General features: G+C 59.3%; 18 protein-coding genes. 14 read left to right on the top strand and 4 right to left on the bottom strand.

From position 1 onward, the window contains the following. Position 1 precedes the first annotated feature (1 nt). From AACY11_RS23285 to AACY11_RS23240, 10 genes are all read left to right on the top strand, one after another. Positions 2–358, top strand: a complete 357-nt coding sequence (locus tag AACY11_RS23285; RefSeq protein WP_339495787.1) for a hypothetical protein — start codon at positions 2–4, stop codon at positions 356–358. Further along, positions 355–1,017, top strand: coding sequence for a hypothetical protein (locus tag AACY11_RS23280; RefSeq protein ID WP_339495786.1), 663 nt, complete (start codon positions 355–357; stop codon positions 1,015–1,017). The genes AACY11_RS23285 and AACY11_RS23280 overlap by 4 nt, the downstream gene beginning before the upstream one ends. Before the next feature lie 25 nt (positions 1,018–1,042). Beyond that, entirely contained in the window at positions 1,043–2,239 is a 1,197-nt protein-coding gene (locus tag AACY11_RS23275) for a hypothetical protein (protein WP_339495785.1), read from the top strand. Next, positions 2,239–2,658, top strand: coding sequence for a hypothetical protein (locus tag AACY11_RS23270; protein ID WP_339495784.1), 420 nt, complete (start codon positions 2,239–2,241; stop codon positions 2,656–2,658). Before AACY11_RS23275 ends, AACY11_RS23270 begins: the two co-directional genes overlap by 1 nt. Before the next feature lie 72 nt (positions 2,659–2,730). Next, positions 2,731–3,156, top strand: a complete 426-nt coding sequence (locus tag AACY11_RS23265; RefSeq protein WP_339495783.1) for a cell wall hydrolase — start codon at positions 2,731–2,733, stop codon at positions 3,154–3,156. After that, the gene (locus AACY11_RS23260) at positions 3,153–3,470 is read left to right on the top strand and encodes a DUF6527 family protein (protein ID WP_339495782.1); all 318 of its coding nucleotides are present in this window, start codon (positions 3,153–3,155) and stop codon (positions 3,468–3,470) included. Before AACY11_RS23265 ends, AACY11_RS23260 begins: the two co-directional genes overlap by 4 nt. Continuing rightward, positions 3,467–3,973, top strand: coding sequence for a lysis system i-spanin subunit Rz (locus AACY11_RS23255; protein ID WP_445261985.1), 507 nt, complete (start codon positions 3,467–3,469; stop codon positions 3,971–3,973). The genes AACY11_RS23260 and AACY11_RS23255 overlap by 4 nt, the downstream gene beginning before the upstream one ends. Before the next feature lie 617 nt (positions 3,974–4,590). Beyond that, on the top strand, positions 4,591–5,385 hold the full coding sequence (locus AACY11_RS23250) for a DUF6694 family lipoprotein (protein WP_339433977.1): 795 nt from the start codon (positions 4,591–4,593) through the stop codon (positions 5,383–5,385). A gap of 337 nt (positions 5,386–5,722) precedes the next feature. Continuing rightward, positions 5,723–7,291, top strand: a complete 1,569-nt coding sequence (locus AACY11_RS23245) for a sensor domain-containing diguanylate cyclase (RefSeq protein WP_339433976.1) — start codon at positions 5,723–5,725, stop codon at positions 7,289–7,291. A 133-nt stretch (positions 7,292–7,424) separates the two neighbouring features. Then, positions 7,425–7,865 carry a carboxymuconolactone decarboxylase family protein gene (locus tag AACY11_RS23240; protein WP_339433975.1) on the top strand — a complete coding sequence of 147 codons (441 nt, stop codon included), beginning with the start codon at positions 7,425–7,427 and terminating at the stop codon, positions 7,863–7,865. 62 nt (positions 7,866–7,927) lie between these two features. Here AACY11_RS23240 and AACY11_RS23235 read toward each other — a convergent pair whose 3' ends face one another. Next, positions 7,928–8,695: an AraC family transcriptional regulator gene (locus AACY11_RS23235; protein ID WP_339433974.1), complete on the bottom strand. Its 768-nt coding sequence runs from the start codon at positions 8,693–8,695 to the stop codon at positions 7,928–7,930. A gap of 101 nt (positions 8,696–8,796) precedes the next feature. On the opposite strand from AACY11_RS23235, the gene AACY11_RS23230 reads away from it, so the two are divergent. The 3 genes from AACY11_RS23230 to AACY11_RS23220 all read left to right on the top strand — a co-directional run bounded on the left by AACY11_RS23230 (position 8,797) and on the right by AACY11_RS23220 (position 16,345). Beyond that, complete coding sequence (locus AACY11_RS23230) at positions 8,797–9,930, top strand: MFS transporter (protein WP_339433973.1); 1,134 nt, start codon at positions 8,797–8,799, stop codon at positions 9,928–9,930. Between the two features lie 108 nt (positions 9,931–10,038). After that, positions 10,039–11,766: a ShlB/FhaC/HecB family hemolysin secretion/activation protein gene (locus tag AACY11_RS23225; protein ID WP_339495780.1), complete on the top strand. Its 1,728-nt coding sequence runs from the start codon at positions 10,039–10,041 to the stop codon at positions 11,764–11,766. Positions 11,767–11,878: 112 nt separating this feature from the next. Next, on the top strand, positions 11,879–16,345 hold the full coding sequence (locus tag AACY11_RS23220) for a hemagglutinin repeat-containing protein (RefSeq protein WP_339495779.1): 4,467 nt from the start codon (positions 11,879–11,881) through the stop codon (positions 16,343–16,345). Between the two features lie 80 nt (positions 16,346–16,425). On the opposite strand, the gene AACY11_RS23215 is transcribed toward AACY11_RS23220, so the two are convergent. Then, positions 16,426–20,319 carry an amino acid adenylation domain-containing protein gene (locus AACY11_RS23215; RefSeq protein ID WP_339495778.1) on the bottom strand — a complete coding sequence of 1,298 codons (3,894 nt, stop codon included), beginning with the start codon at positions 20,317–20,319 and terminating at the stop codon, positions 16,426–16,428. A 377-nt stretch (positions 20,320–20,696) separates the two neighbouring features. Beyond that, the gene (locus tag AACY11_RS23210) at positions 20,697–21,848 is read right to left on the bottom strand and encodes an MFS transporter (protein WP_339466598.1); all 1,152 of its coding nucleotides are present in this window, start codon (positions 21,846–21,848) and stop codon (positions 20,697–20,699) included. Positions 21,849–22,014: 166 nt separating this feature from the next. Between AACY11_RS23210 and AACY11_RS23205 the strand changes: the two genes are divergently transcribed. After that, the gene (locus AACY11_RS23205) at positions 22,015–22,995 is read left to right on the top strand and encodes a diaminopimelate epimerase (protein WP_339495777.1); all 981 of its coding nucleotides are present in this window, start codon (positions 22,015–22,017) and stop codon (positions 22,993–22,995) included. Between the two features lie 34 nt (positions 22,996–23,029). Here the strand turns inward: AACY11_RS23205 and AACY11_RS23200 are convergent, their stop codons facing one another. Then, entirely contained in the window at positions 23,030–24,136 is a 1,107-nt protein-coding gene (locus AACY11_RS23200; RefSeq protein WP_339495776.1) for a hypothetical protein, read from the bottom strand. Positions 24,137–24,295: the final 159 nt, after the last annotated feature.

Genomic DNA, 24,295 nt, shown 5'->3' with positions numbered 1-24,295 from the left:
AATGGCTCTATTTGGCCTTCGTGTCTTCGACGAGAGCGGTCAGCTCGCCATGGACACCAACAGCTTTACTTACCAGGTGCTGTGGCAGGGCGTGATCGACTTCAGTGGATCCGTGCCCAGCTACACGCTGAATATTCCGGGTTTCAACCCTGCCAACTGCGTGTTCATGATTATTCCGACGCGAGCACAGGATGTACAGGCGTCTGAAACGGACGGATTGGGGAACAGCAAGTCGTACCCGTATGTATCAACATCCGCCGGCCAAGTGGTTGTTCTACCTAAAAACCCTTCATCCCCTAGCGGCACGACTGAGTCGAGGATTATCGCGAAGGGATACGCAATCAGGTACTCGACGTGACATATGGATTTCAAAGCATCAACGACAGTTCATTTGTCCAGATCGACTCCGAAGCGCCAAGGCTCTGCCTGCTCACCAAAGGGGCGTACTCAGGTGTCGCTACCGCAACGGGCACGTTTGCACGGGCGGTAACCAGCCAGGATCCACCCTTGGTATTCATTCGTCCAACCCAAACCGGCGCGATTCAGGTTCCGATATCGGTATGGTTCACCGGCGGGCCGGGTAACTGGACCGGCTTTGCCATGAACGCCTCAAAGGTAAACGAAACTTTGAGTGGTCAGTATTTCGTCGCCGCTTGGGCATCAATGGGAACAGCTTCGTATGGCATGCGTCTCTGGGGGCCAAACGGTGCGCTGGTTTACGACAGCGGAGCGCCGGCGGTTGTTGTGACATACGCCGCCGGCAACTGGACTTACCTCGGAACCGAGCAGCTGAGTGTCGGGCGTCGGTACTTTTGGGGGATCAATAAAAGCCTCGGAGTAGGGGAATACGTTTCGCTCAATCCCTTCACTATGAACTGTCACAACGACGGCACCGGTGGCGGTTGCGCGTTAGGTGTCGATTACGCAAATGGTCGAATCATGATGTACAGCCTTGCCTTCACGGCTTGGACCGATCAGGGCCACCGACCCTTCCTCTGCGCCAAATTACTGGCCTGATCCCTGTTATTTCTGGAGATACACAATGACCTGGTACAAGTCCGGGACGGTTTCTGTCGTCCAAAATTCCAATGCAGTGGTCGGTACGGGTACTGCGTTCATTGCCAATAGCCGGGTCGGTGATGCCTTTCGTGGCCCTGATGGTGGTTGGTATGAGGTGACAAATATCGCCAGCGACACCGCACTGTCGATCGCACCAAACTACATCGGTGCGACCAATGCCACTGGCGCCTATGCATTGGCTCCGATGCAGGGTTACGTCAAGGATTCGGCCGATGCTCTGCGTGCACTGGTCAATCAGTTCGGTGGGGTTCTGGCGGTGCTCGGCGAAACGCCGACGCAGGCAGGGGTGCGCAGCGCGCTCAATCTGACCAATACCGACGGACTGCCGGAGGGGCCGACCAACAAGTACATGACCGCTGCAGGTGTTCGCGGAACAACCCTTACTGGCCTTGATTTGACGGTGAAGACACCGGTCGTCGCGACCGACACCGTGCTGGCGGCCTTTGGGAAATTGCAGGCGTCCAAGGCAGACGCATCGAGCTTGAGCACTATCATCGATACCGCGTTGATTTCTGGTCTAATCCCGTCCAGACCAAGCCCTACCTCTCTCACGTTTTCCACTGGTACCGCCTACATCCCGGGCCTTGGTCGTCGAATCACGGTAACGGCAGATATCACCCTGAGTGGATTGGCGCTGGCCAGTAACACCTGGTATTACGCCTATCTTTATGAAAGTTCTGGAGTGCCCGCAGTGGAGTTGGTTGCCACCGTCCCGACCGCACCCTATATGGGATCGGCACGCACCAAAACCGGCGACACTTCTCGGCGTTTCATTGGGGCCTTCCGGTCTGCACCGAGCGGCGGGGTGCTTGGTTTTACGATGGGCAACGACGGGATGATCAACTATCGAGACAACCTGATCGCAGCGCCGTACCGGGTTCTTTCCAATGGAGCGGCAACTGCTCCAACCATCGTTGTCACCTCGGCCATCGCTCCAATCAACGTTACAAAAAGCGTCCGCTTGAACATGAACAACAACGGCGCCCCCGTGGCTAACCTCGCGCCCGGCAACTTCAACGTAACCATGGTCGGGGCGGATCCAGGAGGGAAAGTGTCCTGTGACACGACCCTGGACGATTCGGGGAACCTCTGGTACTTCAACTCCGGTACCGGCGGTTCGCTTTCAATCGATATTACCGGCTATGGGATGGACAGATGATGCCTTACGCAATCACAAGCTACGGCTGGCGAGCTGTCGGAGAGGGGTTCACTGATGCCGACCTGGCTGAGGGTGAAAGCCTTGCCGAGGAAATTCCCCAGTCGTTGATAGACGCAATTGCCGCTCAAGATCTGCTGCGCGAAACGACGGCCGATCTCAATGCGCGGACTCGCCTTGCGACCGCCCAGGTCACTGCCCTGCAGGGGCGAGTCGATGCGATCAACGACGCCATCGACGGCGATTACGCTTTGCCGGAGGAGGTTGAAGAAAAACCCCATCGAGTGGCAATGCTGGCCGAGTGGAAAAAGTACCGGGTGTTTCTCGGCCGCGTGACCGGTCAACCGATCTGGCCGACGGCGCCCACTTGGCCAGATCAACCAGCGCTCTACAACGATGAGACAACGGTCGCTCGCGCTTAGACCGAGCCGTTTTAGGTAGTTACCCCGAAGAACCCGCCATTGAGCGGGTATTTTTTTTCTTGGAGAAAAGTGATGGCAGTAAGTGAAAAAGACCGCGACATCCTTGCCCGCACCCTGTGGGGCGAGGCTCGCGGCGAAGGCACTGCCGGCCAGATTGCCGTGGCCTGGACGATCCGCAACCGCGTGTTCGACGGCAAGACCAGATCGTGGTGGGGCGAGGGCTATGCCGGCGTCTGCCAGAAGCCGTATCAATTCAGCTGCTGGAACAAGACCGACCCGAACTATCAGTTCCTGATCGGCGTGAAGCAGATCCCGTTCCGCGAACTGGCTCAGGCACGGATCGCGGCTGACCAAGTGATCGACGGCAAGGTGCCCGATCCAACCGGCGGCGCGACACACTACTACGCGCTCAGCATGAAGACGCCGCCAGCGTGGGCGGCGAAGGCGAAGCGGACGCTGTTCCTCGGCGGGCACGTCTTCTTCAGGGATGTCCCGTGACGGCCTTTCGTAGGTTGTCGCGCGCGCTGGCGACTACTGAGGAGGGCAGCCTGTGGTTCGAGTGCCCAGGTTGCGAAATGGTGCACAGGATCATGCACGGGGCAGGCCCAGAACCGCGTTGGGGGTGGAACGGAAGTCTGGAGAGCCCAACGTTCACACCTTCCGTGCTGGTGCGCTATTCGTGGTCTGACGGGGAGCGAGTGTGCCATTTGTTCGTGACCGACGGCCGCATTCAATTTCTCGGTGACTGTACGCACGCGCTGGCGGGGCAGACCGTGGATATACCTGACTGGGAGGATGAGCAATGCCAATAGCGATTCCTTGGAAGCTGATCGGCGCTCTGGTGCTAGTGCTCGCCGGCTTCGGCAGCGCCTGGCAGTTTCAGGAGTTGCGCTACGGCCAGCAACTGGCCGAGCAGGCAAAGCAGCATGCCGAAGCCCTCAACCAAATGACCTCGGCCGCCGCCACCGCGCAGCAGGTCGAGCAGGACAAGCGTCTTGCGCTCGAGCAGCGGCTGGCGGCCAGCGAGCAAACCCACTTCAGGAAAATGACTGATGCCCAACGTGACCAAGATCGCCTGCGCGATCGCCTTGCCACTTCTGATCTGCGGTTGTCAGTCCTCATCGACGCAACCGACGCTGCCAAAGGCTCTGGTGTGCCAGCCACCCCCGGTGCCGGCGGCGTGGATCATGCAGCGGTACGAGCCCGACTTGACCCAGCGCATGCTCAAAGAATTATCGCCATCACCGACGCCGGTGACCGGGGACTGATCGCTCTGCAGGCGTGCCAGGCATATGTGCGGGAGCTTAATAAATAGGGATTGGTGTTCGTTCGGCAGGACGCCGGGTGACAAGGACTCTCTGGTCGAAAGTCTGTAGGGGCTTTTGCGGGGATTCGTGAAATACGGCTAGTCACGGTTAGGCATCGATTGCAGTGGGCGCCGTTCCAAAGGACTGTTCCGTATAGCTTTTTAGCACTCCTACAAGCATGGGGTGCTAGGGGTCGAGTGTTCGAATCACTCCGTCCCGACCATATTATTCAATGACTTAGGCCAATGTTCACAGCATTGGCCTTTTTCATGCGCGTGATATTTGTGTGATATCTCCATTTTTGACGATGGTCTCGACAGAATCAGACTCGAGTTGAGGGGTGTTGAGGAAGAAGAAATCTCGTTCTACTTCTTTCGCTTCAGCATGACTGTTCAAGAGGTGTAAGCATGCAGCTTCTAATAGGGGGGGCGGCAACTGCAGGCGCGCGTTCAGCAACGAGCAGCGCTGTAGGCGCGGTGGGGCATCCCGGGCAATATCTGTTCTATCCATGTATAAGCGTTATCATCACTCTATTCGGCAGTATGGGTACCGCATCGAAAGAAGCGACGGTTCGATCACCTCGCTCTTTACCCGGATTCGCTTTGTTATCAGAAGGAGAAAAAAGATGAAACGGATGTTTTTGATCGGGCTGTTCGCGGCATTACTTGCCGGTTGTGGTGATCCAAAACTGGACGCAACCACCGAAGGATCCTTGCAGGAGTCGTCTAAAAAAGTTGCTGAAAATCTGTCTCCTGACGAGAAGAAACAGTTTACGGCAGACCTGATGCTGATTGCCTTGAGCAATTTGAGTCTCGGAAATACATCGCTGGTCGGGGTACAGCAGAACAACAGTTTAAGTCTTGACGGAAAGACGGCTGCTGACGTGAATGCGATGGCGACGACTATTCGCGCAGCGACCGAGCAGAAGAAAAAAGAGCAGGCGTTGCTGGAAATCAAGGAGCTGAAGTCCAAGGCTGCTTCTGCCGAGATTGCAAAAAGCGAGCTGGCGAAGTTCGCTGTATCGAGATCCAGACTTCTGGAACAGCAGGCTGACAAGTACTCGAAGATTGCTCAGCCGGTTATCGAGTTGACGGTGCAGAATGGCACTTCGCATCCAATTTCACGCGCGTACTTCAAGGGCTCCATTGTCAGTCCTGAACGAGCCGTTCCATGGTTTGTCGACGCGTTCAATTATGAAATCAGCGGTGGCTTGGAGTCTGGTGAAGGCGCGACCTGGCAACTCTTGCCCAACAAGTTCGGCAAGTGGGGCAAGATTGAAGCGCCGGCCGGAGCCATTTTCACCGTTGAGGTTTACCGGCTTGATGGCCCGGATGGCAAGGCGCTTTTTGATGCCAGCGGTTTGAGTGAGAGTGAGCAGGCGCGACTGGATGCCCTGCAAAATCAGTATGGCGCCGCTTGATAGCCTGACTTGCATAAACCTGCTACGGCGGGTTTTTTCTGTCTATTGATCCGCATAACGCTTCAGGTGCTCTTACCTGAGGTCTTTTGCGCGCTGGCACTCTTCCAAAAGCTCATTTGGCAACGTGGCGCTATTAGCCGCAAGGCTGGTGAACATTACCGTTGCAGCTATAAAAACTCGTTAATAAATATTCGAACGGCGATCATCCAAATCCACTGTGCGCCGATACAACTGAGCGGGAGCGGGGTGTTTGCCCCGTGCATACCCGTGAACTACGCTCACAAAACACAAGGATTTCGGGCTTAGTGCCCCTGTCGTACCTGTCCAGGACACGCTTTTGCCTATCCCCGTTCACGACCCGCATCATGTCCCCGGCACGCTCAAGCGCTTGCCGTTACGCAAAGCTGCGGTGCTGTTTATCGTGGCAGTGTGTTTGTGCCTGTCCGGATTGTTGTATCTGCAACTGGAGCAGTCGCGGCGTCAGGACCTGGCAGTGGCGCAGGTGGCGTCGAGTAACCTGACACGGGCGATGGCGCAGCAGGCCGAGGACACGTTCCTGGCGGCGGATCTGGTGCTGACCAGTCTGGTTGACTGGATCGAGGACGATGGTTACGGCGCTGCGCAAAAACCACGGTTGCAGAAAACGTTCGCTCGGCGAGTGCAGCAACTAGAGCAGTTGCATGGCATGTTCCTGTTCGACAGCAAGGGGCAGTGGGTGATTACCTCGTACCCTGACTTGCCCATTGGCAAGGACGTCGCCGACCGTGAATATTTCCGCTTTCATCAACAGAATGCCTCGAGGAAGGCGCACATCGGTCGGGCGATTCGCAGTCGTGAGAACGGTGAGTGGATCATCCCGATCTCCAAACGGGTCAACGATCGGGCCGGTCATTTTCAGGGTGTGTTGATGACCGGGATCAAGATGTCGTACTTCGACCGGTTCTTCGAAAGCTTCAGCCTCGACGACAAAGGCATCATGTTTCTCGGCCTGACTGACGGCACTTTGCTCGCACGTCGACCGTTTGACGAAAACCTGATCGGTTCTTCGTTGGCGCAAGGCAGCATTTATCAGACATTGCTGCCTCAAGCCCCGTCTGGCACTGCGATGATCAATTCGGTGGTCGATGGGGTGGAGCGTTTGTACGGCTACCGGCAACTGGCGTCGTATCCGCTGGTGGTTGCCGCCGGGACGTCGCGCGACACGATTCTCAAGGGTTGGTACGATCGGGCGTTTCAGTCCAGCGTGATCATTGCGCTGGTAATGCTCGGCGTCGGTCTTTTCGGCTGGGTGTTCATCCACCAGGTGCGCGACGGTGAGCGGATCGAGAAAAACCTGCGCAAGGCGCAACAGGCGCTGGAGCAGATCGCGACCCACGACAGCCTTACCGGGCTGGCCAATCGGCGCCTGTTCGAGCGCTCGCTGGAGATCGAATTCGCCCGAGGGGCCCGGCAGAGCAGCCCATTAAGCCTGATCATGCTCGATATCGATTTCTTCAAACGCTACAACGATGCCTATGGTCATGTCGCGGGTGACCATTGCCTGACACAAGTCGCCCAAGTGCTCAAGGCTTGCTGTCAGCGCAAGACCGATCTGGCGGTGCGCTACGGCGGTGAAGAGTTCGCGGTGCTGTTACCGGACACCGATATCAACGGTGCATTGGCGATTGCCGGGCAGATTCGTCGCAGCGTGATCGACAAACACATCATCCACAGCGGATCACCGACCGAATACCTCACCGTGAGCCTGGGCTGTTACGCCTTCATTCCAAGTGGCAATGACGACCCTGAAGTGTTTATTCAGCAAGCGGACGCGGCGTTGTATCAGGCGAAAAATGCCGGGCGCAATCGTGCGGCCGTGCTGTCGATGGATGGCGCTGTTGCAGAACTGATGCGCTCCGACCGCTAAGCCGATCACCTGCTTGCTGTAGGTTGTCATCTGACGTCTGAGTGGCCTCCTGTTCTTCTGGAATATTGGCTATTTGTCGAACCACGCGCCGGGGCTAACGTAGTCACACATTCACTCGCCCCGGAAACCCACCATGAAAGCTCGTACCGATTTCTACACTGCTTCCCCCGACGCCCTGAAAGCGATGATTGCCCTGGAAACGGCCGTGTCCAAGCTGCCGCTGGAAAAGCCTTTGGTTGAACTGGTCAAACTGCGTGCTTCGCAAATCAACGGCTGCGCGTTCTGCATCGACATGCACACCGCTGATGCGATCAAGGGGGGTGAAACTCCACGTCGCCTGTTCGCCGTGACCGCATGGCGTGAAGCGCCGTTCTTCAGCGACCGCGAACGCGCCGCCCTGCTGTGGACTGAGTCGCTGACTCAAGTGAGCCTGACCCACGCCCCGGACGAAGATTACGAAGTCGTCGCGGCGCAGTTCTCGCCCAAGGAAATGGTCGACCTGACCGTCGCGATCAGCACCATCAACAGTTGGAACCGTCTGGCGGTGGGTTTCCGTAAAACCCCGCAGGCCTGAGGCTTGCCCGTTATGCCTTGTGGGCGCGGTCATTGAGCGTGGCGCCAGGCATTTTCAGGTGCTTACTTGAGCCATTGGCCGGGCGTGCTACCGGTCATGGCTTTGAAAAACGCGATGAAGGCGCTGTCGCTGGCGAAGCCCAGTTCAAAACCGCAATAACCGAGACTGCGCCCGGTGGCGAGCAACTCCATGGCACGCATCAGACGCCACTGCTGGCGCCATTGCTGATAGCTCATACCGGTCTCGCGCTGGAAGATCCGGCCAATGGTGCGACTGCTGGCGCCGATCTGGCGTTCCAGCATTTGCAGTTCCGGTGGCAGTTTTTCCGGTGTCGCCAGCAGTGCCGTCAGGCGCTTGTCCCGGGGCAAGGGCAAGAGCATGGGTTGTTGTGCGGCCTCGCGAATCTCGCTCACGCACAGACCCAATAGATGAACGAATTTGCCTTGCTGCCAATCGCTGTCGAAATCTGCCAATGCCATCGGCTCCAGCACCGCACGCAGCAGCGGGCTGACTTCAATCACGCACACCCCTTGCGGTAATTCTCTGCACAGTTCGGGAGTCAGGTAGATGGAGCGGTAATCCACGCTCTGTTGCATCACCGCGCGATGGACGACACCGGGCGGAATCCAGGCGGCCCGCGACGGTGGCAGCAAACACAACTGCTGCGCCAGGGTGATACGGGTGCAGCCCTGGCGGGTGTAAAGCAGTTGCCCGCGTTGATGGCGGTGTAGACCGGAATCGTGATCGCCGCCCAGGCTGGAGGCGATGCCGATGACCGACGCGCAATAGCGATCAGGGTCAAAATTCGTGTGGGCATTGAGCCAGGCCATGGTTTGTCCGATATCAACGATAAGTTGTCAGAGTTTTGATAATACGTCATCCGTTGCTCCCTAGACTCCTCGGCAGTTTTTGTATGAGGAGTAACGGTGAGATGAACAACAGACATTTATTGGTGTTGGCGATTGCGCTGCTGATGTTTCCGCAAATTGCCCAGACCCTCTACAGCCCGGCGCTCGGCGATATCGGCCGTGCGTTTGGCGTTGGCCCGCAAGCGGCTGGGCAGACCTTGTCGGTGTATTTCCTGGCGTTTGCCTTTGGCGTGGTGACGTGGGGGAGGGTGTGCGACCGGATTGGTCGGCGCCCGTCGATGCTTGCCGGTTTGGCGATCTACGCGGTGGCTTGCGTGATCGGCTTGAGCGTGCAGAGTTTCCAGGGATTATTGATCGCCCAAGCCTTGGCGGCATTTGGCGCCGCTGTCGGTTCTGTGGTGACCCAAACCTTGTTGCGCGACCGCTTTCAAGGCGCGGAACTGGCGCAGGTTTTTTCGCTGGTGGGCATGGCTCTGGCAGCCAGTCCGGCGCTAGGGCTGTTCGCCGGAGCGGGGCTGGTTCAAGGGTTTGGCTATCGCGGCGTACTCGGTGCGCTGTTGCTGATTGCAGTGGCGTTGTGGCTGTGGAGTTGGCGCGCCTTGCCGGAAACTCGTGCGCAACCATTGTCCAGCGTGGGCCTGTTCCAAACCCTGGGGCGCATGGTGCATGACGTTGGGATCTGGCGCTCGGCCTTGTGGATCGCCTTGTTCAACGTGTCACTGTTCAGTTATTACAGTCTCGGCCCCTTTGTGTTTGAACGTCTTGGTTTGAGCGCAAGCATGTTCGGCTACAGCGGCGTGATTCTTGCGCTTGGCTCAGGTTTTGGAGCATGGCTGAACAAACGTCTGCTGCGCCGCGGTTTCAACGCGCTGCAATTGATTCGACTCGCCGCACTGAGCGGTTTGCTCGGTGGTGCAGGTGTTTGGGCGATGCAGGACAGCGGTGCGTTCATCTTGCCCATGTTGCTGGTGGTGCTGGCGTTCGGTATGGCGATTCCGAATATCCTTGGTTCGGCGCTGGTCAATTACACGGATCGCCTGGGCACCGCAGGGGCGTTGTTAGGGCTGCTTTATTACCTGCTGATTGGCGCGGGATTGATGCTCGCCGGTTGGTCGCAGGCACTCGGGGAAACCCTGATAGTGTGCAGCGGCGTGGCGTTGCTGCTGACATTCAACGCAAGTAAATCAATTGTTTAAGAAGTGTAAGCGATGTAGGAAGCGTCTTGCATTTGTGTAGGAGGGCTCCGACTATCACGATCATTGATAGGGTGGCATTGCGCCATTTGATGATCGCAAGGAAGTTGCGTGCCGTATTCGTTCCACGTTGTTTATCGTCGTCGATTCACGCTTTGCCCGCTGCTGTCGGCCTTTGTGTTGAGCGTGTGTGCCTCCTCGCTTGAAGCTGCCGAACCTGTCGCGCCGGGCCAGGAAGTATTGCGCCAGCAACAACAGCAACAGCGCGATTTGCAACAACTGCAACTGGAACAAAGAAAGCGGCAACTGGAGCGCGGCGCGTTCGGCCCCGCGTCGGTAACCCCAGCCATTCCCCAAACCGTTACCCCCGATGAGCGTTGCTGGCCACTGAGCGGCACGCGCATCGGCGGCGTCACGCTGATCGACAGCGCCAAGCTCAACGCACGCCTCAAACCGCTATTGTCGCCGTGCATGGGCGTCGGCCAGATCAATCATCTGCTGGCGACCATCACTGCGATCTACGTCGAGAAGGGCTACATCGCCAGTCGCCCCTACCTGAGCAGCGCCCCGGCAGCGGGGCAGTCGCTGGACATCATGGTCGACGAAGGCTACATCGAGTCGATCGAACTGGCCGATCAGAGCCTGCCGGTTTCGCTGGGTGGCGCCTTCCCCGGGATGCTCGGCGGACCGTTGAACCTGCGTGATCTGGAGCAGGGGCTGGATCAGTTGAACCGTTTGCGCTCAATCGATCTCACCGCCGACATTGCGCCCGGCAGTCAGCCTGGCGCCTCGCGGATCATCTTGCGTTCGCGCACCTCTGGTCAGTCGCGCTGGGCCTTGAATGCCGGGCTCGACAACCTTGGCAGTGCCAGCACCGGGCGTGATCGCGACAGCGTCAGCCTGAGCCTCGACAGCCCGTTGGAACTCAACGATCTGTTGAGCCTCAGCGCCAGCGACACGTTAAACCAGGGTGATCGCTACAGTCGTAACGCCAGCCTCTACTACGCGATCCCTTACGGTTACTGGACGTACAGCGTGTTCGCCAGCCATGCCGAATATCGTGCGCCGTTCAAATTGCCCAGCGTGACCTTTCACACCACCGGCATCACCGATCAGATCAGTCTGCGTGCCGACCGCGTGTTGTGGCGCGACCAGAGTCGTCAGCTCAGCGCCAACCTGCAACTGGCGCACAAGGACGTCGACAGCTATCTGGAAAACGTCCGGCTGGGCATTCAGAGCCCGACGCTGACTGTGGCCGAGGCCGGACTGAATCTGTTCTGGCTCGACCGCGCGGTGTGGAACCTCGATGTCAATTACGCCCAGGGTCTGCGCTGGTTCGGCGCCGATGACGACTCACAGCATCAGGTCAACAACCTGCCCAAGGCGCAGTTTCGCAAGTACCGCGCCGGCCTCAGCCAATGGCGCAACGGTCAGCTCGGCGCGCAAGCCTGGCAGTGGCAGAGCCAGCTCAACGTGCAGTACAGCCCCGATCCGCTACCGGCCATCGAACAACTGCTCGGCACCGACGATTCGGCGGTGCGCGGTTATCGGGTCAGCAGCGCCTCCGGTGCCAGCGGTGCGATCTGGCGCAACACGTTGCGCCTGCCGCTGCGCAGCGAATGGCCGGTGCAGATTACCCCGCGTGTCGGTCTCGACCATGGCTGGATCAAGGCCGATCACGGCGCACAGGGCCAACGCCTGAGCGGCGCCAGTGTTGGGCTGAATCTGGGCTGGAAGAACCTGCAAGTGGACCTCGATTACCAGCGCGCCCTCAACATTCCCAACGGTTTGCAGCACGAGCCGCCCACCTGGCTGATGCGTGTGGGTGTGCAGATATGACCCTTGTTTAAACCAATCAAGCAGTGAACAAACAGCCGTTGGATCTGAGCGCGACAGCCACGGCCAGGAAAAATCGCGCGACGTGATGCCGTCCTTCCATGGAGACGTTTTTATGCCAGCACCTACCTTTGCATTTCATCTTTCTCCTCGGGGCAAACTGCGCTGGGCGATTGCCAGCCTGTTCTTCGCCATCCACCTGCCAAGCGCATTGGCCGGCGGAGTCGTGGTCGCCCCGGGCCCCGGCGGTACCGCGCAATTGCAAACCCAGGGCGGTGTGCCCATCGTCAACATCGTTGCACCCAACGGCTCGGGTCTGTCGCACAACCAGTTCCTCGACTACAACGTCGATCGTCAGGGCCTGGTGCTCAACAACGCGTTGCAGGCCGGGCAATCACAACTCGCCGGGCAACTGGCAGCCAACCCGCAACTGCGGGGTCAAGCGGCAAGCGTGATCCTCAACGAAGTGATCAGCCGCAACCCCTCGGCCATCAACGGTGCGCAGGAAATCTTCGGTCGCGCTGCCGACTATGTGTTGGCCAACCCTAACGGCATCTCGGTGAATGGCGGCAGTTTCATCAACACGCCGAACGCTAATCTGGTGGTCGGTCGCCCGGAATTGAACGACGGCAAACTGCAGGCCTTGAGTACCCGTGATGCCAGTGGTCAGTTGCAGATTCAGAGCGGCGGCCTGCGTAACGGCGAGGGCTCGATCAACCTGATCGCGCCGCGTATCGACAGCCAGGGCGCGATCAATGCCCGCGATCAATTGAACCTCACGGTCGGGCGCAATCAGGTTGATTACGCCAGCGGCCAAGTGAAAACCGTAGACCCTGCTGGCAACACCGGCGATCAACGCATTGATGCCAGCCTGTTCGGCGCGATGCAGGCTGGACGCATCAATATCGTCAGCACGGCCGAAGGTGCGGGTGTCAGGGTTGGTGCAGTACAAGTTGCGGGGCGCGACGCTGTGCAGATTCGTTCGGCCGGTGACCTCAGCGTCAGCGGCGAAGCTGTACCCAACAGCCTCGAAGTGACGCGTGCGGGCATCCGCAGCAGCGCTGGCGACGTGGGTTTGCACAGCGGCAAGGATCTGACCCTCGCCGCCACCGATGTCAGCGGCCGTGACGTTACGGTCGACGCCAAACGCAACCTGACCCTGACCACGGTCCAGAGCCGCAAGCTCCAGGAAAAGCGCGAGAACTGGAGCAATAGCACCATCGGCATCACTTGGGAAACCTACGACCGCACCCAGACCGACGCTGATTCGCGTCAACATGGCAGCCAGATTATCGCCAGCCGTGACGCCAAACTGTCGTCAGGCAAAGACACCGAATTGAAGGCCGCCAAGGTCGAGGCCGCTAACAATCTCAGCGTGCAAAGCGGCGGCGATCTGCGCCTGACCGCCGCCACCGAAAGCCACACCCAGACCGATCAAGGCAACCACCGCAAACACCTGTGGAAAGCCAATTGGAACACCAGCAGCGAAGAGCAGCGCAGCGTCGCCACCCAGTTGAAGGCTGGCAACATCGCCTTGAAAACCGCTGCGTTGTTGCGTTCCGAAGGCGCCGATCTGGACAGCTCGGGCGACCTGCAACTGGCTGGCAAGCAAGTGGAAATCGCCACTGCCACGCGCACCCATCGCAGCAGCGACAATAGCTACTCCGGCGATCTGGTCGGCGGCGGTTTCTTCGGCAAGACCGGCGACGCCGACAAGGGCCAGACCCAGCATCAGGGCAGCACAATCAACGCGGCCGGCAAACTGATCGTCAAGGCGCACGACGTACGCATCAGCGGCAGCCAGGTGCGTGGCGGCACCGACGCCAGTGTGATCAGTGACAAGGGTTCGCTGGTCATCGACGGCGTACAGGACACCTCGCACAGCAACAACCACGACAAGGACAGCAAGTTCTTCGGCATCACCAAGGACGAGTCGCGCCAGAACGCCAAGGACAGCACCACGGTGCGCAGTGAACTGGTGTCCGACAGCAACCTCAAGCTCAAAAGCGCCAAGGACATCGAAGTGGCCGGTTCCACGGTCAAGGCTGACGGCGCGCTGACGGCCGATGCGGCGGGGGATGTGAACGTGCATTCGGCGCAGAACACCCACGACAGCACCCATAGCACGCAGACCCGCGGCTTCGACGCTTACGCGAAAGAGCAAACGCCAGAGCAATATCGCGCCGGGATTCATTACGAAGACAAGCAGCAAACGGTGACCCGTAATGACGTCACCCAGCAAGGCTCCAGCCTCAGCGGCGGCAGCGTGCAGGTGAAGGCCGGTGGCGATCTGACGATCAAGGGCGGCGAGGTCAAATCCACTGCGGGCGACACCCACCTCAGCGGCAGGAATGTATCGTTGCTGGCCGAGCAGGACAGCCACAAAACCTCCACCGACAAGAGCAGCACGGGTGGCGGCTTCTACTACACCGGCGGCCTCGACCGCGCCGGCAGTGGCGTCGATTTCGCCCACAGCACTTCGCAAGACACCACGAGCAAAACCACGGCGCAAACCAGCAGCGTGCACAGCAGCGGCCACCTGACGATCAATGCCGACAAGCTCGCCACCGAGGGCGCTCAAGTGAAGGCTGGCAGCGGCCTGAATGTTGCGGCCAACGAAATCGACAACCGCGCCGCCAGCAACACCCAAAGCAGCAGCCACAACGAGAGCAACTGGTCGGCGGACATCGGCGCCAACGTCGAATACAAAGACATCGCCCGGCCGATTGCCGGCGCCATCAAAGACGTGCTCGGCGGCAAGCTGCCGGACAAGGATGCATTGGCCAATGTCGGTCAGCCGAACGTCGGTATCGACGTCGCAGTCGGCCACGACAGTGCCAGCAAAACCGAGCAAACCAGTAGCGCCGTGGTTAGCCGTTTTGAGGGCGGTAATGTAGACGTCAACGTGGCTGGAGCGCTGCACGATCAGGGCACCGAGTACAACGCCACTGCCGGCAAGGTGAACATTACGGCAGACAAACTGGTCGCCGATGCGGCAAGCGACACCCACAGCAGCACCGATAACGCCGTGGACGCCAAGGTCGACGTGCGCGTCTACACCAAAACCGGTGAAGACGTAAACGTTGCCGGCAGCGGGGCGGGGGGCAGCAGTGTGTCCAGCAAGGACAGCTCCACCGCCGTGGTCGGCGTTTATGCCGGCAACCAGGGCGTGAACATCAAGGTGGGCGGCGATGCGCAGTTCGAAGGCAGCCGTTTCGACGGTGGGCAGGGCGGCGTCAGCATCAAGACTGACGGCAACCTGGCGCTCAATCAGGCCAATGATCGCCAGAGCAGCGACACCTCCAGCCTGCGCGGCAACGCTTCGCTGACGGTCGGTACCTTGCCGGGCACCGATGGCACCAACGTCGATCTCGGTACCGGGTTCCAGCTCGATCACAGCGGCAAGCAAGCCACTGACACTCAGGCCCACGTGGCGAGCATCAGTGGCAACGGCGTGCAACTGAGCAGCGGCGGTAATCAGATCCAGCAAGGCACGAAAATCGACAGCGCGGGCGCCATCGATTTGCAGGCCGATGGCAAACTTGACCTGCAAGCCGCCAGCGACACCCACACCGCCACCGGCAGCAATCTGGGCGGTGGTTTGAAGGGCGGCGGTAGCAAAACCAGCAGCGAGAAGAGCCGTGATCAGGGTGGTAATCTGAGCGGCAACTTCAACATCGGTCGAGTCAACGAGAACTCGCAGACCCTGACCGGTGGTCAACTCAACAGCCAAACCTCGGTCGCACTGAGCGGTGATGCGGTGCATCTGCAAGGCACTCAAGTCAGCGCACCCCACGTCAGCATCGACGCGCAGAAGGGTGGTTACGTGCAGGAGTCGGCGCAGTCCACCGACAGCCGCAACAACTGGAACGTGGCGCTGAATGCCGGTGGCAACCTGAGCAGCAAAACGCCGACATCAGCCGATGAAAAAGCCAGCAGCGATCACGGTTTTAATGCCGGGGCCAAGTTTGGCGTGGATTACCTGCAAGGCACCACGCAGCAGAACAGCCAGATCAAGGCTGACAGCGTGGTGTTGAATAGTGCGGGTGATGCGCAACTGGCGGGGGCGCGGATTGAGGCGAAGAACGTCGGCGGTGAAGTCGCCGGTAATCTGAGTGTCGAAAGCCGTCAGGACTCGCAGACCCACGCCAAGGTCGACGTCGATCTGGGTCTGACAGCGAAGAAAACCCCACCCAGCGACAAGGAAAAACTTGCCGGCACCGACTACAAGCCAACGCTGAAAGCGCAGGGTGAATACGCGCACAAGGACAGCGTGAAACAAGCCTCCGGCATCAGTGCTAGCCAAGGTGTGAATCTGACTGTTCGCGGCGCCACGCAACTGACCGGCGCGCGGATTTCGGCGAGTGAAGGCAAGGTTGATCTGGGGGGGGCGAAGGTCAGCAGTATCGACCTGAGCAACCTCGATTACGGCGTAAAAGCCGGGCTGGATCTGCCACAGAAAAAGGAAGAAAACGCAGCGAAGGTGTCCTTTGAGAACGGCAATCTGAACATCGGCCCGGTCACCCTGAGCGGTCATCTGGACAGTCAGACACTGCAAGCAGGAATCGACGAAAAAGGCTAATGACCCGCCACCCCATGCAAGAGCAGGCTCGCTCCTGCATGGGGTTCTCGCCGGGCACCGCAATGGTGTCCAGTGAGCCCTTACACGCTGAGGATTTGCTGTTCCTCATGCGTGTTCGTTACCTGGCTCTCCAGCAACGCCTCGACAAACTGCTTGCCGAATTGTTCCAGATACTGCCGCTGCAATAGGCATTCATGCGGCGCCTCAACGTCGTGCTGGATCAACTCACCGCTGATGTACGGCGCCCACAAGGCTGGCTGCTGTTCGTCCTGACGCAGGATGTCGGTGGTGGCGCGGATGAACAGCAAATCACCGTTGAACACCTCGTACTGTGTACGTGCGAGCAACTCCAGCATCCGCTTCGAATCGTCTACCAGACGGGTCAGGAACTCATCGCCGATATGCCGGCTGCCGAGCACTTCTTCCATCGCACTTTTCAGCCCCTTGAGCCCTGCACGGGGCGTGCCGACGATGGCGCGGGTCATGCGGCTGATGATCATCGCGTCGTCAAGTTTCAACGAAGCCTGGCCACCTTGCAGCGGGTAGCTGTCGAACATGCAAAGGAAGCTCACTTCACGCCCGCGCGCCTGCAGCATCGCGCCAATACGCAGCGCGAGGTTGCCACCCACCGACCAACCGGCCAGTTGATACGACCCCTCGGGATGCAGGTCGACGATGCGTTGAAGGTATTCCGCGGCCAGATCATCCAGTGATTCGATGACTCGCGTCGGATCGCGCAGGATCGGCGATTGCAACGCGTACAACGGCTGATTTTCCGGCAGAAACGGCAGCAGACCGGCATAGGGCCAGGCAATCCCGCCGCCTGGATGGATGCAGAATAGCGGTGGCCGTGAACCTTCGCTGCGCAGCGTCAGAACGGCGTCGAATGGATCGCTGTCACCGCTGTTGTTTTGCAGACGCTGGGCCAGTTGTCGCGGGGTGGGGGCTGCGAGGAAATCGGCGATGCCCAGAGCAACACCAAACCGCTCCTTGATCCGGCTGATCAGTTGCAGCCCTAGCAGCGAATGGCCGCCGAGGTCGAAGAAACTCTGGTTGGCGAACACTTCGTTGCAGTCCAGCGCTTCGGCGAACAGCTTGCACATCGCCGCTTCTTCTGGCGTCTGCGCAGGTGACAGTTCACAGGCGTCGTAGAGTACCGCCGCGGGCAGACGATCCATCGCCAATTTACCGTTGGGCGTCAGCGGGAATTGGGCGACGCACATGATCACGCTCGGCACCATGTGCTGCGGCAGATGCCGGCCCAGTGCCTGTTTGAGCTGCTGACTGTCGAGACTGGAGTCCTTGCTGGCGACATAGCCGACAATGGCCGGGCCGTGGACAAGTTCACGCAACATCACCGCGGCGTCGTCGACTCCAGCGCAACCAAGCAGAACGTTTTTGATCTCGTCCAGTTCTATGCGCAAACCGCGCAGTTTGATCTGATTGTCCTGGCGGCCGAGGTAATGAATGCGCCCGGCGTGATCGAAGAACACCCGGTCACCTGCGCGGTACATCGTGCTCGCGCCGTCGAGCAGATCGGCAACAAAGCCTTTGGCGGTGAGGTCGGGACGGTTGCGATAACCGCGCGCAACGCCCGGGCCGCCGATGAACAGATCACCCCAGGCGCCGGGTGGCAGCAAGCGCTGCTGGCCGTCGAGCACATACAGGCGCGTGTTGGCAGTGGCCGGCCCGATCGACAGATCCCCCGTGCCATAGCAGGCGTTGATCGAGGTGGCGAACGAGGTTTCCGTCGGGCCATAGACGTTGAGCAGGCGGCAATGCGAGAAGCGCGCGAGTAACGCCGGTGTACACGACTCACCGCCGAGCATGAGCACGGTGTCCTGCGGAAAGTCTTCGGTCTGATGGCAGGCAAGCAGGCTCGGGGTCATCACCAAAAGGTTGATGCCTTCACGCTTGACCAGTGTGGCCAAAGCTCTTCCGGGGCTACTGCTGACTTTGTCGGTGATCACCAGTTCAGCGCCGGCGAGCAAGGTCATCATGATTTCCAGCACCGACATGTCGAAACCGGCAGCGATGAATTGCAAGACTCGCGCGTGCGGCTTTAATTGCGCGGCATTGATGGCGGTGCGGGCGATCGGCACCAGATTGCGCTGCGTGACTTCGACGCCTTTGGGCTTGCCGGTGGAACCTGAGGTGTAGATCAGATAGCCCGGCAGTCCTGCATCGAATGGCGACAAAGGTTCAGTCGCCGTCGGTAGTTGCGCGAGGGTTTCGGCAGTCAGCCATAGCAGTTTTTCGGCAGCGATCTCGACTTTGAGTTGACTGCCCGGTGCGACGATCACCACGGTCGGGCTGGCATCGCTGAAAATGTGTTCGATGCGCGCCTCGGGCAGATCCGGATCGACCGGTACATAACAGGCGCCAAGTTTGAACAGGGCCACGGCGGCCACTGCCCATTCGAGGCTGCGCGAGAACATCACCACCACGCAGTCCCCGGCCTGCACACCACGCTCACGCAGATGTACCGCAAGGCGCGTGGCGTCATCGTCGAGGCGGGCATAGCTCAAGGTCCGTGCGCCTTGCGACAGTGCCGGGTGCTCGGCGTAATCGCGCACAGCGTCGGCAAAGGCCTCGGCGAATAACGGGAGTTTTTCCTGATGTGCAGGCAGTGCGTAATGGCGATGCTGCTCGTGGGGCAGGAACAAGTCGTAGTCGGCCGCAAGGGTTTGGGGCGAATTGGCGAAGTGTTCGAACAGTGCCGTCAGGCGCTGATAGTGCAGTTCAAGAGCCTCGGCAGCATATAGATCGGCATTGGCGTTGAATCCGATCTCCAGCCGACCATCGTCGTGGCGGTCGAAAATATCGATGCCCAAATGATCCGCCGGGCCATTGGCCACGTTCTGGATGGTCGTGTCGCAACCGGAAAAACCCGGACCTTGATCGTACGCAACGATGTTCAGCAGCGTGTTGAACAGCGGCTTGTTACCACGCTCGGTGTGCAGGTCGCGGATCATGCTTTCGCTGCGATAGTTTTGGTGCAGAAGGTGATGGCGCAGTTGTCGCTGCACGTTCGCCGCCACCGTCAGCACAGTGCTTTGAGGCGTGAACGACAAGTGCAGCGGCAGGATGTTAGCGACCATCGACGGCACATTGCGCAATGCCTTGAGCTGACGCGCCGCCACCGGCATGCCCAGGGCCAGTTCGTTTTGCCCGGTCATGCGGTGCAGGTATGTCGCGCACAGCGCCAGCAGAATGCTCGACAGGCGTAGCTTATGTTCGCCCGCCGCCGCGCGCAGTTGTAACAGGGTTTCACCGCCGAACACCTTGCGCAGACGATTGAGTTTGATCAGCGGCGCATCGCCGGGCACCAGTTGTGTCGGCTCGGGCATCTTCAGGCAGTACTGGCGCCAATAGGTACGATCCTTGGTGTACATGTCGCTATGGCGATAGCCCTCCTGCGCATCAAACACGCTCGACAGCGGCGCCAGTTCGAGTTTTTCGACCGCCTCGCCACGACTGAGCGCGTTGTAATGGGCCGTGATGTTGCCGAACACAATGCCGTGGCTGAAACCGTCCACCACCAGGTGTGAAGCCAACTCGATCATGCGGTAGTGCTGTGGTGCGAGGCAGATCAGCACGTAACGGGTCAGCGGCCCGTGTTGCAAATCCATTTCCTGATGCAGCAGGTACTCGAGCAGATCTTTGTAGGCGTTCAAAGGATCGGCTTGATCACTGACGTCCAGGCTTTCGAACGCCTTGGCGGGAAGGGCATCGGTAGGCTGAATGTGTTGTGCGTAGGTGCCGGTAGCCGGGTCTATATCGAAGGTCGCGCGCAGGGTGTCGGTTTGCAGGAATTGCGTGCGGATGGCGGCTTCGAGCCACTCCAGATTCAGCTCGCCGCGCAATTCAATGACGTCGCACAAGTGGTAGTTAAGATTGCTGTGGCTCTGGCTGATCGCCAGGCAGACTTCCTGTTGCGCCGTGGAAAGCGGGCACGGGTGTACGTCACGCATAAGAGTCATCCTTTCTTCCGTTGCGTCGGATTTTTTGCAGGCAATAGCGTGCCCATTCCACTTGGCGCAAAAGCGACAGAGGCGGAATCGACGGCAAGCGCCGTTTCAGTTTTTTCAGGGGTGCGCCAGGTGAGTCAGGCGGGGCTGGAACCTTTGCTTGACGCCAATCCTTGGCGGTGTTTCTTGTTGTTGGCTTGACGCATTTGGTAACACGTCGGCACTTAACTTAGGTGCAGGAAATGCCGCTGTCAACTAACTGATTTGTGAGTTTTGACAGGGGGATTTTTTGCAGGCGCTGACGGAGGGCGCCACTTTTTGACCTTTGCGTTAGAACAGCACAATCAAAAAGTCCTCCTGATCCGGTAGGTGCACTCGGTTCAGACCTTCAACACTTTGCCACCCATGGCCACGGCCACCAGCAACACCGCCATCAACCCGAACGCAAAACTCAAACTGCTGGCATGGGCAACAAAACCAATCACCGCCGGCCCGGCCAGAATTCCTGCATAGCCCAGTGTGGTGATCGCTGGCACGGCGATGCTTTCCGGCATCACGGTTTGTTTACCGACGGCGGTGTAGAGCACCGGCACGATGTTCGAGCAGCCGGCGCCGACCAGCGCATAACCGACCAGCGCAGCTTGCCAGCTCGGCGCGAAGGTCGCCAGAAACAGGCCCGCCGCCGCCAATAGACCGCCGAACAGGATAATGCGCGTGGCGCCGACAATGCGGACGATCCGGTCACCCATCAAGCGTCCTGCGGTCATGGTCAGGGCAAACGCGGCATAACCCAAACCGGCGTACGCGGTTTCGATCCCGCGCTCCTGCGTCAGGAACACCGCACTCCAGTCCAACGCCGCGCCTTCGGTGAGAAACACGATGAAGCACATCCCGCCAATAAACAGCACGATGCCGTGCGGTACGGCAAATGCCGGGCCGCAGCTTTCGCTACCGTAAGGCAGCATGTGGGGCACGCACTTGCACAACGCGGCAATCAGCACCGCCACCACCACCAGCATTGCCGCCAGCGGTGTCAGCCCAAGGCCGAGCAGGGCGCTGACGCCGGCCGCGCCTACAATCCCGCCGAGGCTGAACAAGCCGTGAAATCCCGACATCATGTGCTTGCCGCTGGCGCGTTCGACGATCACCGCTTGCAGGTTCACCGTCGAATCCACCGTGCCCAGCCCTGCGCCGAACATGAACAGCGTGGCGACCAATGCCGGTATCGATGACACCGTCGCCAGCAACGGCAACGCCGCGCAGATCAGCAGCGTGCCGCCGGTTGCCACGCGGCGACAGCCGAACCGCGCCGCGAGAATCCCCGCCAATGGCATCGCCAGGATCGAACCGACGCCCAGACATAACAACAACAGTCCCAGCGTGCCCTCATCGAGTCCGGCCCGAGCCTTGGCGTACGGCACCAGCGGCGCCCACGCGGCGATGCCGAGCCCGGCGATGAAGAACGCGATGCGTGTGGAGATCTGTTGCAGGCGTCCGGGGACGAAGGTGTCTTGGGGGGTGAGGCTGGTCATATCGATCCTTGGCAAAAAACATCGCGTCCCCGAAGGACAGTGACTGGGCGTCGAGGTTCGATCGCAGGCCTTCGGGACGTGCAGCCCACATCCTAACCCGCTCCCACATGGATCGTGCCAGCCGGTAAAGTGATGTGCTTTGCAAACGCGGATTCAGGAGCCAGTGATGACGCAGTTCTACGATGCCCGAGGCAACCTCTATGGGGTGATTTCGCCCCAAGCGCTGCGTGAGGCCGGTATTGAGTTACCCGCCAGCGCCGCCGACTGTGCGTCATCACGGCAGGCGTGGAGTCATCTGGCTGTAGCGCTTTGTTGCGACTGGCCCGAGGGGCAGGCACCTGAGGGCAGCAAATCCCACCGCAGCGACGGGTTGCTGGTTGGCCCGTTTCAGGCCGCGCCGCCGTTTGATGTCTTGATCGTCAACACCGACGGCACACTCGCCGAACGCAGCGGCAACGGCCTGACGATTTTCTCCCAAGCGCTGACCGAGCAAGGTGTGCTGCCGGCACATGGGGCGCTGCTGCGCGTCCATCACGACAAGGGCCAACCGGTGGAAACCTCGGTGAAACCGGCCGAAGTCGAAGGCGTAAAAGGCTTTTGGCTTGACCTCGGCCAACCCGGATTCGGCCCATCGGCAGTCGGTGCGCAGAATGTCGAAAGCCGTGAGCTCAATGGGCGGGACGTGAGCCATGTTCCTGCCTTGGCGCTACTCGATCCCGCGTGGCGCCACAGCCAGTTCGTGCGTATCGGCAATCCGCATTGCGTGACGCTGCTCAGCGATGCGGCCGCTTTGCCGAGCAACGATCAGATGCGCGTTTCACCGCTGACCGAAGGCCTGACCCGGATTGCCTACGCGATGCCGACCGGCGTTGGCAATCCGTGTCCGGCGGGTGTGAACCTGCAATGGGCCGCGCGCGGATCAGCGCAGCGGATCATCGCGCGGGTATTCGAACGCGGCGAAGGGCCGACGGCGTCATCGGGCACCAGTGCCAGTGCGGTGGCTTGCGCGGCGTGGCGTGCAGGCTGGGTCACGGCCGCAGAAGTTTACGTGGAGATGCCTGGCGGCACTGCCCCCATTTTGCTGCAAGCACACAAGGGAGAACTGAACCGCGTGCGTTTGTTCGGAACGGCACGGTTAACTGATTAGCCGGTTACCCACATTTGTATGGCGGGTGATGCGGCTATTGCGAACTGATGCTCTGCGTCAGTTTCAGAAACTTCGGGATGACGGCCTCGGGCGCAGGCGTCAGGTCCTTCAAACCGTCAGTGCCTTTTTGAAAGGTGAACATCTGCGCCGCAATCAACGGACTGACCAAACCGCCGACATGGGCTATGGCAAACCAGGCGCGATCCTGCTCGGTGGATTCCGGCCGAGGGTCCAAGCGCCAGCCTTCGAGGGTGGTCATGCGTTTGCCGATGTAGAACTTTTCCATGATCTTCGACTTTTTCCAGTTTTCCGCGTCGTAGCCGGGGTGGTAGTCGGTGTCGTAGGTGCCTCGGGTAGCTTTGGTCGGGTCGCTTTGCGAGGCATTGATCAGGCTCATGATCACGTTGGGCGTGCTGGTGAAACGCAGGCTGTTCTTCACGCTGAAACCGGTGTTGCCGTCGTCGTGAATGAAACCGTAGGGCATGCAAACGCCTGGGCCGTTGGGTACTTGGTAGAGGTCGCGGGCTTCAAATCGGGCGACGAGATCTTTGATCCTTTGCGCGGCATTCTCGGTCGGTTTGTTCATATGGAAGTAAAACACCCGGTTGTTGCGCCAGAGGAGAAACTCGTAGGGAGTTTCTTTTGTGCCCAAGACATGGGCGTCCGGAATGCCCATGTCATGTTCGTATTTTTTGGTTTGTTGTATCTGCTCTTCGAGTTTCGTGATTTCTTTTTCTTGGTTTTTGACGATGTCGGCGGAGTAATTCATTCGCTTGATCGATGCGAGCAGGCGCTCGTTTGTTTTCAGATCGCCCTGCAATATTTTCTTGAAACTTTCGGTTTCATGAACAATGGCATTGCGTTGCCTATCAAATTTTTCATGTGTTGTGACATCGCTGACTCTGATGGTCAGTTCGTCATAGTCGTAACTGACATAGTCACCCACTGCGTGGATATTTTTTGAAAAAACATGACCGCCAGCGCCTTTTATATTGCTGCGCTCAATTGGGAACGTTGCCCATTCGAATGCTTCCGGTAACTGGAATTTGGTACGTCCCAGGCATTCTCGCAAGGTAGCGTCAGCAGATACGGACTGTGCGGCCAGTAAAAGGCTGGCGAGTGTGATGATGACTCGTGTCATGAACTGTGCTCATTTCGAAGCGAGATTTCAGCTATTGCGAGCTGATGCTCTGCGTCAGTTTCAGAAACTTCGGGATGACGGCCTCGGGCGCAGGCGTCAGGTCCTTCAAACCGTCAGTGCCTTTTTGAAAGGTGAACATCTGCGCCGCAATCAACGGAC

The organism is Pseudomonas sp. RA_105y_Pfl2_P56 (genome assembly GCF_963970845.1).
GTDB lineage: Bacteria > Pseudomonadota > Gammaproteobacteria > Pseudomonadales > Pseudomonadaceae > Aquipseudomonas > Aquipseudomonas baetica_A.
The sequence above is the reverse complement of the archived record's forward strand: the minus strand, read 5'-3'. Positions and strand labels throughout refer to the sequence as shown.

Excerpts from the sequence above, each read along its gene's own strand:
- AACY11_RS23285 (WP_339495787.1), top strand. The coding sequence starts at position 2 with ATGGCTCTATTTGGCCTTCGTGTCTTCGACGAGAGCGGTCAGCTCGCC.
- AACY11_RS23275 (WP_339495785.1), top strand. The coding sequence starts at position 1,043 with ATGACCTGGTACAAGTCCGGGACGGTTTCTGTCGTCCAAAATTCCAAT.
- AACY11_RS23270 (WP_339495784.1), top strand. The coding sequence starts at position 2,239 with ATGCCTTACGCAATCACAAGCTACGGCTGGCGAGCTGTCGGAGAGGGG.
- AACY11_RS23265 (WP_339495783.1), top strand. The coding sequence starts at position 2,731 with ATGGCAGTAAGTGAAAAAGACCGCGACATCCTTGCCCGCACCCTGTGG.
- AACY11_RS23250 (WP_339433977.1), top strand. The coding sequence starts at position 4,591 with ATGAAACGGATGTTTTTGATCGGGCTGTTCGCGGCATTACTTGCCGGT.
- AACY11_RS23240 (WP_339433975.1), top strand. The coding sequence starts at position 7,425 with ATGAAAGCTCGTACCGATTTCTACACTGCTTCCCCCGACGCCCTGAAA.
- AACY11_RS23235 (WP_339433974.1), bottom strand. The coding sequence starts at position 8,695 with ATGGCCTGGCTCAATGCCCACACGAATTTTGACCCTGATCGCTATTGC.
- AACY11_RS23230 (WP_339433973.1), top strand. The coding sequence starts at position 8,797 with ATGAACAACAGACATTTATTGGTGTTGGCGATTGCGCTGCTGATGTTT.
- AACY11_RS23220 (WP_339495779.1), top strand. The coding sequence starts at position 11,879 with ATGCCAGCACCTACCTTTGCATTTCATCTTTCTCCTCGGGGCAAACTG.
- AACY11_RS23215 (WP_339495778.1), bottom strand. The coding sequence starts at position 20,319 with ATGCGTGACGTACACCCGTGCCCGCTTTCCACGGCGCAACAGGAAGTC.
- AACY11_RS23210 (WP_339466598.1), bottom strand. The coding sequence starts at position 21,848 with ATGACCAGCCTCACCCCCCAAGACACCTTCGTCCCCGGACGCCTGCAA.
- AACY11_RS23205 (WP_339495777.1), top strand. The coding sequence starts at position 22,015 with ATGACGCAGTTCTACGATGCCCGAGGCAACCTCTATGGGGTGATTTCG.
- AACY11_RS23200 (WP_339495776.1), bottom strand. The coding sequence starts at position 24,136 with ATGACACGAGTCATCATCACACTCGCCAGCCTTTTACTGGCCGCACAG.